Here is a 10812-nt window from a genome sequence, read left to right on the forward strand (position 1 = left end):
GACCATTGTTAGCAGAATTGTTGACCGTACGTCAACCTTCTACGTCAGATATTACTATATTAAGCAGGTTGCTGATTCATTAGCTCGTTGAAGCTAACTTCTTTATCAGAAACTTGAGCTTTAGCGATGATTGCATCAATAGCTTGCTCTTCTAGAGCAACATTGCGCATGTTGTTCATCATTTGCTCGTTTTGCTCGTAGTAAGCAATAACTTCTGTTGGATCTTCGTATGCTGTAGCCATCTCTTCGATGATAGCTTTAACTTTCTCGTCGTCAGCTTTTAGCTCTTCAGTCTTGATTACTTCACCAAGAAGAAGACCTACAACTACGCGACGTTTAGCTTGCTCTTCGAACAGCTCACGTGGAAGTTGGTCAGCAGCTTCAGTGTTGCCACCGAAACGTTGAGCAGCTTGTTGACGTAGAACACCGATTTCTTGATCGATTAGAGCAGAAGGTACGTCGATGTTGTTTTCGTTAACTAGACCGTCGATAGCTTGCTCTTTGATGCGGTTCTTAACAGCTTGCTTAAGCTCACGCTCCATGTTCTTACGAACTTCAGCTTTAAGACCTTCAACACCGTCAGCAGCGCCGAACTTAGAAACGAATTCTTCGTTTAGTTCAGGAAGTTCACGAGCTTCAACTTTGTTCAGCTTGATAGAGAACTTAGCTGCTTTACCTTTTAGGTTTTCAGCGTGGTAATCTTCTGGGAAGTTTACGTCGATTTCGAATTCCATACCTGCTGTTTTACCAACGATACCGTCTTCGAAGCCAGGGATCATGCGACCAGCGCCCATCTCTAGTGGGAAGTTCTCAGCTTTGCCGCCTTCGAATTCTTCACCGTCGATAGAACCAACGAAGTCGATAGTTGCACGAGAACCAGCGTCAGCAGCAGCTTCAACTTCAGTCCAAGTTGCTTGTTGCTTACGTAGAGTTTCGATCATTTCTTCAACGTCAGCTTCTTTAACTTCTACTGCTGGTTTCTCAACAGTGATGTTTTCTAGACCTTTCAGCTCAACTTCTGGGTAAACTTCAAAAGTTGCGTTGAATACTAGATCAGCGCCTTCGTTGTTTTCAACTGGTGCGAAAGTAGGTGCGCCAGCTGGGTTGATTTTCTCTTTAACGATCGCTTCGATGAAGTGACGTTGCATTACTTCGCCCATCACGTCTTGACGTACTGCTTTGCCGTACATTTTAGCAACCATCTTCATTGGCACTTTGCCTTTACGGAAACCATCGAAACGACGGTTTTTCGCGATGTTGCGTAGTTCAGCTGTAACTGCATCTTCGATGTTAGCAGCAGGAACAGTAATATTAAGACGGCGCTCTAGGCCTTCTAGCGTTTCAACAGTAACTTGCATTATATAAACCTCAAAACTGGCTCAGTAATCTGAGCATATGAGCCGTAACTTAGCTTTAATTCAAAAGCCGACGTTGTTGGCTGCATCCTTGTGTAGTGCTCTATCCGAACACCTAATTTAAAATCGAGCATTGATGTCTGAATTGATTATTCAACCAAACACCAGACTAATCAGCGATATCTTCGTTCTTCACACGTCGATTAAAACGTAATAAAGCTTGTTTTCAGAAACAAGAAAGGTATCTCCGATTAGCCTCAGGACAGAAATTTTAGACGCGACATTCTAGCGATCTGTTTAATCTCTGTCGAGCCGTTCACCTCTGCATGATGATGAATGCTCTAAATTCGTCCAACTAAGTGATACAAAAACGATCAAATCATCACTTAGCACAACAGAAATGGGGACAATAGCGACTTTTTCAAGGGAATCGAGGGCTTTTTTTGCTAAAAACCTTAAAAAGAGATCTTGCTCTTGTTTTACCCCTCAGAGTCGATAACTTTTTCAACAATCCCCGTTACAAACCCTTAACCTACCCCCACCTGTCCACTCTCTGCTTTCAGCAAAAACTACCGCTATTTGCTACCATAAACGAGAGAAGACAGGCTTGATTGTTTACCAAAGAAATTAGCGGAGAGCCTTCATGTTTCAAGCTTTTAGAATCCCCATATTATTAATGGTCACATACAGTTCACTGATGGTGTTTGGCGGTCATTGGGTATGGAGCACAAGTCATGAAAGTTTGTTAAATGATCACCAATCTAACTTAGACCGCTTTTCCGTCCACATTGCCAGCCAATTGGATAAGTTTGCCCATATCCCTGAGCTTCTTTCGAAGGATAAAGAGCTAGTTGATGCCCTGCACTCACCAAGCAACACTGCTCAGATAGAGCTAACCAATCGCTACCTAGAGCACGTCAACACTGTGATTCAGGCGTCCGACACCTATTTATTGGATAGCATCGGTACCACTATCGCAGCCAGTAACTGGAACCTAAAACATTCTTTTGTCGGACGCAATTTTGCCTTCCGTCCTTATTACCAACAAGCTATTCAAGGACATGAAAAGCAGTACTTCGCTTTAGGTTCAACTTCAGGAAAGAGAGGCTACTATTACTCTTACCCGGTCTCTTATGCTGCTGAAATCATTGGCGTAATTGTGGTAAAAATGGATTTATCTTCGATTGAAGCAAGCTGGCAAGGTAAACAGAGTTTTTTTGTCGCGGATGATAAAGACCAGATTATTTTTATGTCTAGCAATCCTGAATGGCTATTCAAAAGTCTTCAGCCTCTCGATGATACACAACAAGCTCGCATTCGCGAAAATCAGCAATACCTCGATACCCACATTGAAAGCCTCCACTTCTCTGGAGATCTAGAGGGCGCAACCAGCAGCATTCGTTCATCTCACCCGTTAGTTAAAGAGAAGTTTTTCACCTCTTCACGCTTTCTACCTGATCCTGGATTAACGGTCAGGGTATTCTCTCCCACCCACTTGGTTTGGTGGGACTTGATCGCCTATATGGTGGTACTGAGCTTGGTCTTTGCAATCATTTATCTGGTCATTCAACTTAATCTGCACCGTCAACACCGACGCGCCCAGATCGATAGGTTGCAGTCAGAAGCTAACCAAAAGCTAGAATTTCAAGTACTCGAAAGAACCTCTGAGCTACACGTAGAGATCAAGCAACGTATCGAAACCGAGCGGGTACTCAGACACACCCAAGACGAGCTCATCCAAGCGGCAAAACTGGCGGTATTGGGCCAGATGTCAGCAAGTATTAGTCATGAATTGAATAATCCACTCGCTGCGATTCGTAGTTATGCTGACAATGGCCGACTGTTTCTAGCCAAAGAGAAAACAGATCGTGTCGATGACAACTTATCGCGTATTTCATCGCTCACCGACCGTATGGCGAAAATTAGCCATCAGCTTCGCTCCTTTGCTAAAAAGTCGACCGCAGAAGAACTACACATAATACAGATCCTCCCTGTATTGCATTCATCTAAGGAGTTAATGAAGCCACAACTCAAGAGTGAGCGAGTCAAGACCAATGAACTACCTGAAACATTTGACGCATGCATACTCGCCAATGCCATCCAGCTCGAACAGGTCATTATTAACCTGCTGACCAACGCGATTCAGGCAATGGAAAACCAAGACGACAAGCAGTTGGCTGTCCTATTAGAAGTTAGAGAAACGGCTGAAGCCAACACGCTACTGATCCACGTCGATGATAACGGCCCTGGTTTTACTTCCTCCTCGAGGGGAAACTTTTTCGAACCCTTCCATACCACCAAGAAGAACGGACTTGGATTAGGGCTATCGATATCTCAACAGATAATCAGCGGAATTAACGGCAAGCTCACAACAGGAACTAGCCCACAAGGCGGTGCTCGATTTAGCATTGAGTTGCCCCTTGTTGAGCAACAGAAAGAGCAAGAGCAGCAAAGACAAAAAGAATAAAACCCAGCACACGAAGCAAAAATAACAGACTGAGATGAGCCCGTTCAAATACGGCTTAACTAACAAACTCGGCGATAATTAGTATAAAAGAGTAAAGGAATCACTATGTGTCACGTCTATTTCATTGATGACGAATCCGATCTAAGAATGGCCATTGAACAGAGCTTCGAGCTCGCCGACATTGATGCCGAATTTTTCCCCGATGCGGAGTCAGCCCTGCTCGCGATTCAAGATAATGGATTGCCTCACGTGATCATCACAGATATCTGCTTACCGGGTATCTCGGGGCATGACCTGCTCAATACCGTGATGCATAAAGACACAGAGATTCCCGTGATTATGATCACTGGTCACGGCGACATCTCCATGGCCGTGCAAGCAATTCAAGACGGTGCCTATGATTTCATTGAAAAGCCGTTTGCCAATGAGCGTCTTATCGAAACCACCAAACGCGCCATCGAGAAGCGTCAACTGACCTTAGAAAACCTCGAACTCAAGCGTTCGCTCAAAGCCAGCAAAGCACTCGGCCCGAGAATCATTGGTGACACACAATCGATGACTGAGCTTCGTTCCATCATCACCCATGTTGCAGACACCAATGCCGATATCTTGTTATTTGGTGAAACCGGCACAGGTAAAGAGTTAGTTGCACGTTCTCTGCATGAACAAAGCAGCCGCCGAGAGCAAAACTTTGTCGCGGTCAACTGTGGGGCGGTACCTGAAAACCTGATTGAAAGTGAACTCTATGGTCACGAGAAAGGTGCGTTTACTGGTGCAGAAAGTAAGCGAGTCGGTAAATTTGAATTTGCTCAGGGCGGTACCCTATTCTTAGATGAAATTGAATCCATGCCGATGCAGGCACAAATTCGCCTGTTGCGCGTCTTGCAAGAACGCGTCATTGAAAGAGTTGGTTCCAATGGTTTAGTTCCTCTAGATATCCGAGTGATTGCGGCAACTAAAGTCGACCTAAAGAAAGCTGCTGAAGAAGGTACTTTCCGCCAAGATCTCTATTATCGCCTCAATGTCGTGACACTAGATTTACCGCCGCTAAGAAGCCGCCAAGAAGATATCCCAGCACTCTTCCACCACTTTTTACTGGTCGCTGCAGCGCGTTATGGCAAGACAGCCCCTGCACTTCCACAAAAGGAACTGCACGCGCTTTTGGCTCATGATTGGCCAGGGAATGTTCGTGAACTACGTAACAGCGCTGAACGCTTCATCTTACTCGGAAAATTAGCTCAACTGGGGGATGGTGTGAGCTCAGATAGCCACTCAGATGCCAGCATTAGTCTATCGGACCAAGTAGCAGAGTTCGAAAAAGCAGTGATCGAGCGTGCGCTGATTGAGAATGAAGGGAGCATAAAATTAACCATGTCTCAACTAAATGTCCCAAGAAAAACGCTTTACGACAAAATGCAGCGTTATCAAATCGACAAAGAGAACTTTAAGTAAAACAATAGATGTCGAAGTAAAGAATTAAGCTGCGAAGTAAAAGAAACAAGCCACGAAACAAAGCACAAACTCCCGCTTGATCTGAATGTTTATCGAAACTGGCAGAGATGAGGTTCCTCTCCCATAATTCATATATCGACTTTAAGGATAAGTTGCATATGAATGAAAAAACGACCATTCCGGTCATTGTAGATACAGTGCTGGTTGATGACCACTATGAAGTAGAAAGAAGGTCTGGGCGCGAGCGAAGAAAGAAAAGAGTACGATGGAAAGGCTACGACAGACGCTTAAGCGGCACAATAAGGCGCGGAAATAAGAAAGCGATAGATGAAAAGGTGTAACTCTTCATCTATCGCTGCTATTTATTACATTGAGAATAAAACCATTCACTACTTGGTTATAATCTCCGGCCCCATTAGAGTAGTTGGTAACCACGTTGAAACCCATGGCACGTAAGTCACGATGATTAGGAACAAGAACATCACGCCCACCCAAGGCAGTGCCGCTTTGACTACGTTCATCATCGACATCTTGGCGACCCCAGCGGTCACAAACAAGTTGAGCCCCACCGGCGGGGTTATCATCCCTATCTCCATGTTCACCACCATCATGATACCAAGGTGAATTGGGTCAATACCCAGTGCGATTGCGATTGGGAACACCAACGGAGCAACAATGATCAACAAACCTGATGGCTCCATGAACTGACCACCAATCAACAGCAGTACGTTCACCACAATCAAGAAGGTGATCGGACCTAAGCCGGCAGACAGCATCGATTCAGTGATCATTTGAGGGATACGTTCTTCTGTCAGTACATGCTTCAGAATCAGAGCATTGGCAATGATAAAGAGCAGCATGATCGTCAGCTTACCTGCATCATAGAGCGTATCTTTGGTGTCTTTATGGAAAAAGGTTTGGAACACTTTTACCAAAGCAGGCTTTGTATTGTTCTTGTCAGCGAAAGGCCCCATATCTTTGTAGATAAAGTTAGCAATAAAGAACGCGTAAACCGCAGCAACTGCCGCCGCTTCTGTCGGAGTAAAGATACCACCGTAGATACCACCTAGAATGATGACAATTAACAGTAGACCCCAACTCGCATCCTTCGCTGCTGCAAACATCTCGCCCCAGCCCACAAAAGGCTGTGCTGGAATCTTCTTAATACGTGCCGCAATGTAGATAGCAATCATCAACATCACACCCGCCAGCAGACCAGGAATCACACCGCCTAGGAACATACGGCCTACCGATACATCCGTCGCCGCAGCGTAAACGACCATCACGATTGACGGTGGAATCAAGATACCCAAGGTACCTGCGTTACAGATAACCCCTGCCGCGAATTCTTTTGTGTAGCCGTTTTTGATCATACCTGCGATAACAATACTACCGATCGCTACTACCGTTGCAGGAGATGAACCAGAAAGGGCTGCGAACATCATACATGCCACAACCGACGCCATCGCCAAGCCGCCACGGAACCACCCCACCATCGCGATAGCGAAACGAATAATACGTTTAGCCACGCCGCCAGTAGACATGAAGCTAGAGGCCAAGATAAAGAAAGGAATCGCTAAGAGTGTGTAGTGGCCTGCAAATGCATTAAACAGCGTTTGTGCGACTGAAGCTAATGACGCATCTGAATGCATCAACAAGAATATTACGCTCGATAAACCTAGTGAAATTGCAATTGGTACACCGACCAACATGAAAGCAATTACCATTAAAAATAGAAATAACATTGCCATGATTAGTCTTCCTTACCGTTAGATTTGGTACTCGACTCATTCGCTTTGTTCTGCGGAGTCGAATTCAATACCGCTGTCGCATCTTCGTCAGAGCCCGCTAGCACGTCCGCTTTCAACGCATCCAACTCTTCTTCCGCTTCGTGTCCTGCAATCATGCGGTCAAGCTTGCCTGTTACTACTTGGTAAGCAACTTGAGCAAAACGGAACGTCAGCATTGCCATGCCAATCGGCAGCGCCATATAAGGAATAAAACGTGGCAGTTTCTCGTATCGCTCGCCTTCATTTAGCCAGTCAGCAAGAAACTGAAGCATCTCTGGCATTGGGATATCATCGGTCTCATACCATGCGCGATCGGTCGCGAATGGGTACCAATAATTCCAAGAGCCGATAAGAAGTAAGATTGAAAATGCTAGGCAACTGGTCACGGCGATTAGCGCATACACTTTGCTTAGCTTTTCTGGGGCAAGGTTGATGATGACATCAACACCAATGTGGAAGTGTTTTTTAACGCCATAAGATGCGCCCACTAACACCATCCAAGCAAACATGAACACCGTCAGCTCCAGTGCCCATAAGATGTTGTCATTGAATGCGTATCGAAATACCACATTGGCAAAAGTAAGTAGCGTCATTGCGCCAAGAAAAAATGCGATTAATGACTCTTCAATCACATCCGTAACTCTTCCGACTTTGGAAAAAAGAGAGGTTTCCAATGCTGATTCGCTAGAATTTGGTTGTTCCATTTGAGGCTTTTCCATAATTGACTCCGCTTATAATTGTTTTAATAAAGGGCAGCGGTAGGGATCCGCCACCCTAATAGCGGTGTTATTGGTTTGAAGCTAATGCTGCATCGATAAGATCTGAACCGATGTCTTTTTCAAACTTCTTCCATACTGGTTGAAGTGCCGTTACCCAAGCTTGACGCTGTTCAGGCGTCAACGTACGAACCTCACCACCCGCTTCGATGATGTTGTTTTTGTTCGCTAGGTTAACTTTTGAAGATTCCGCATTACGCGTTTCCGAGACTTCTTGAACGATAGTGCCAAGCTGCGCGCGTACATCTTCAGGAAGGTCTTTCCAAAAGTCGTTTGACGTTACAACTAGATAATCCAATATACCGTGATTGGTTTCTGTCACGCCATCTTGTACTTCAAAGAACTTCTTGCCGTAGATGTTTGACCATGTGTTCTCTTGACCATCGATAACCTTAGTTTGTAGGCCACCGTATACCTCTTTGAAAGACATCTTCTGAGGGTTAGCACCTAACTGCTCAAACTGAGCAACCAATACATCTGATGCTTGCACACGGAATTTCAAACCTTCCGCATCTTCAGGGTTGATAAGAGGTTTGTTCGCCGACATCTGTTTCATGCCATTGTGCCAAAACGCTAGACCCTGTAGGCCACGACGCTTCATTGCATTCTTCAGTTTTTCACCAGATTCTGAGTTTTGGAAACGGTCAACGGCGTCTACATCTTCAAATAGGAACGGAAGGTCAAAAATGCGGTATTTCTTAGTGAACTTCTCAAATTTAGACAGCGAAGGTGCCGCCATTTGAACATCACCATTTAACAGGGCTTCCAGTACCTTATTATCATCGTAAAGCGTCGAGTTAGGGAAAACTTGCATACAAGCTTTACCATTCATTTCAGTGTTTACTCGCTCTTCTAGTAGAGAAGCGGCAATGCCTTTCGGGTGCTTATCGGTATTAGTTACGTGACTGAATTTAATCACGATTTCACCAGGGTCACAGTTTGCAGCAGCATTAAAACTTGTGAGTGCCAGAGCAGATACAGATAACAGGGTAAGAGGCTTAAACATTATTATTCTCCTTAGTAAACAAAGCAGCCCTTCAATGGGAACTGCGTGCTTTCACTAAGGCAATTAGCGCGCCATGTTGATACAAAACATTAACAAGCCTTTAACCACAAGGCTTCATCATAGTTGCCAACATGAGTCGTCCACTCTTTGCAAAATTTAATGGGTGGAAAATGACACATAGAATATTTATAAATGGGTGGGAGTTGACCAAAGCATCAGTGATAAATGAGGTCTGACCAAAAGCTCCTTTCACGATGATGCCTTGAAGTAATTTCAACCTATCCTGTAGAGTGCTGCACAACTTAGTCAGATTTACTGATCCACTACTTACCAAGAGTTGCTACCCATGAGTCAGATCTACCATCACCCAGTACAGATTTACTACGAAGATACCGATCACTCAGGTGTGGTTTATCACCCTAACTTTCTTAAATACTTTGAGCGTGCGCGCGAGCATGTATTGGGTAGCGATAAACTGGCAGAGTTGTGGAATGAGCATGGACTGGGGTTTGCGGTGTATAAAGCCAATATGACCTTTCAAGACGGGGTCGAATTCGCAGAGATCTGCGATATCCGAACCTCTTTTGAACTCGATGGCAAATACAAAACCTTATGGCGACAAGAAGTATGGCGTAAAGATGCGACTAAACCTGCCGTGATTGGGGATATCGAGATGGTTTGCCTAGATAAAGACAAACAACTGCAACCTGTACCCGCTGAAGTATTAAAAGCGATGCTTGGCGAAACGAGTTAACTAAGATTGTTAGTGGCTGAGAGCCCGAGTGGCTGAAAGTGCAAGTGGTTGAGAGTACGCCGTGTTCAAGATTAGAAGCTCAAGGTTCTAGTGTAACGAGCGTAAACTCAGCCAAGTAGCTTCGATTTGGGGAAACACTTCATCTCTAATTGCATAGGAAGCGTTGCACCACCAAGCGTCACGGCAAATCGAAACTGGTTATCCAGCCTTCCTAAACTGCATTGCCAATGAGCAGAAGCATCGCCTTGTTCAGCAGCATCCAACCCAACTCCGTTATGTACAATGATTTCGCCACATAACTCTGGTCGTAAACCCGACGAATAAACTGGCAGTGTTTGTTGAGTTAGATTGGAAAAATCGAACGAAAAACTTCGCAACGATGTGGCTAGCCCCCTGCCCGTCGCTTTGATATACGACTCCTTCAGCGCCCATAAATCAAAAAACCGTTCTCTCTTATTTTCTTTGCTGAGTTCAAGTAAATCCGCCAATTCTTTATCTGAAAAATAGTGCTTCATGATCGAATCGATATTAGTCGAGCTTCTTGCATGTTCGATGTCGACACCTAATTGAACTGGCTTCCCTTCTCGCTGGCAAACTGCAATCAACAAATGTTCTTTGCTATGACTGATATTGAAATTCAGTCCGGTTTGAATCTGTTGATCCGCAATCAGGCTTGGCTTTCCTTTCTCACCATATTCAAACCGCCATGCTTTAGGCGTTAAATCCGAATAACAAGACAGTACTCCTCTCAAGTAGTTGCGAACATACATGGCTTGAACTTGAGACGAGGGCACTCTATAGCGTTCAACTTTCTCAATTTCATCGGCCGTGAGTGTCTCTTTGAGGTGTGATTTGATATCGATATCGTCACACAAATCACTCAAAGAACATAACCATAAATCGACGATTGGGTTTTCCATTTTACTCACGTTCACTTCTTCAAACCACTCATCAAAAAACCATCAAAACGGACAAATTTAACTCACCTATGATTTGAGATAAACATAGAGAATTCGTACAGGAAACACCCTTCATATACGGGCTTAAAAATAACTTTTCAAATAATAACAAATTAAAACACGGATCACATTCCACCTTATGGAATAGGTACCTATTAAATGTTACTTACAAAAATCTGACATAGATCTCACAAAGTTAAAATATAGAGTATAAACACTAAAAAACCACACATACCCATTAATTATCAATAAG

The 10812-nt window shown here is 44.3% G+C and carries 9 protein-coding genes and 1 pseudogene; 4 read left to right on the forward strand and 6 right to left on the reverse strand.

All coding sequences use genetic code 11. The features are described from left to right. Window positions 1-59: 59 nt before the first annotated feature. Entirely contained in the window at window positions 60-1358 is a 1299-nt protein-coding gene (tig, locus tag AB8613_RS03970) for a trigger factor (protein ID WP_017106221.1), read from the reverse strand. Window positions 1359-1652: 294 nt separating this feature from the next. Further along, window positions 1653-1835, reverse strand: a pseudogene (locus tag AB8613_RS03975) (hypothetical protein); the annotation flags it as partial. Between the two features lie 163 nt (window positions 1836-1998). Between AB8613_RS03975 and AB8613_RS03980 the strand changes: the two are divergent. The 3 genes from AB8613_RS03980 to AB8613_RS03990 all read left to right on the forward strand — a co-directional run bounded on the left by AB8613_RS03980 (window position 1999) and on the right by AB8613_RS03990 (window position 5615). Next, entirely contained in the window at window positions 1999-3822 is a 1824-nt protein-coding gene (locus tag AB8613_RS03980) for an ATP-binding protein (RefSeq protein ID WP_372384530.1), read from the forward strand. Between the two features lie 105 nt (window positions 3823-3927). Next, window positions 3928-5274, forward strand: coding sequence for a sigma-54-dependent transcriptional regulator (locus AB8613_RS03985; protein WP_372384531.1), 1347 nt, complete (start codon window positions 3928-3930; stop codon window positions 5272-5274). A 158-nt stretch (window positions 5275-5432) separates the two neighbouring features. Beyond that, entirely contained in the window at window positions 5433-5615 is a 183-nt protein-coding gene (locus AB8613_RS03990; RefSeq protein WP_086712335.1) for a hypothetical protein, read from the forward strand. Window positions 5616-5663: 48 nt separating this feature from the next. Here the strand turns inward: AB8613_RS03990 and AB8613_RS03995 are convergent, their stop codons facing one another. The 3 genes from AB8613_RS03995 to AB8613_RS04005 all read right to left on the reverse strand — a co-directional run bounded on the left by AB8613_RS03995 (window position 5664) and on the right by AB8613_RS04005 (window position 8846). Further along, window positions 5664-7025, reverse strand: coding sequence for a TRAP transporter large permease (locus AB8613_RS03995; RefSeq protein WP_048616045.1), 1362 nt, complete (start codon window positions 7023-7025; stop codon window positions 5664-5666). 2 nt (window positions 7026-7027) lie between these two features. Beyond that, window positions 7028-7783, reverse strand: coding sequence for a TRAP transporter small permease (locus AB8613_RS04000; protein WP_372384532.1), 756 nt, complete (start codon window positions 7781-7783; stop codon window positions 7028-7030). A 67-nt stretch (window positions 7784-7850) separates the two neighbouring features. After that, the gene (locus AB8613_RS04005; protein ID WP_372384533.1) at window positions 7851-8846 is read right to left on the reverse strand and encodes a TRAP transporter substrate-binding protein; all 996 of its coding nucleotides are present in this window, start codon (window positions 8844-8846) and stop codon (window positions 7851-7853) included. Between the two features lie 346 nt (window positions 8847-9192). On the opposite strand from AB8613_RS04005, the gene AB8613_RS04010 reads away from it, so the two are divergent. Beyond that, on the forward strand, window positions 9193-9600 hold the full coding sequence (locus tag AB8613_RS04010; protein WP_004736070.1) for a thioesterase family protein: 408 nt from the start codon (window positions 9193-9195) through the stop codon (window positions 9598-9600). A gap of 107 nt (window positions 9601-9707) precedes the next feature. On the opposite strand, the gene AB8613_RS04015 is transcribed toward AB8613_RS04010, so the two are convergent. Then, window positions 9708-10520, reverse strand: a complete 813-nt coding sequence (locus tag AB8613_RS04015; protein WP_372384796.1) for a 4'-phosphopantetheinyl transferase superfamily protein — start codon at window positions 10518-10520, stop codon at window positions 9708-9710. Window positions 10521-10812 lie beyond the last annotated feature (292 nt).

The sequence above is a fragment of the Vibrio sp. BS-M-Sm-2 genome (assembly GCF_041504345.1).
GTDB classification, from domain to species: domain Bacteria; phylum Pseudomonadota; class Gammaproteobacteria; order Enterobacterales; family Vibrionaceae; genus Vibrio; species Vibrio satsumensis.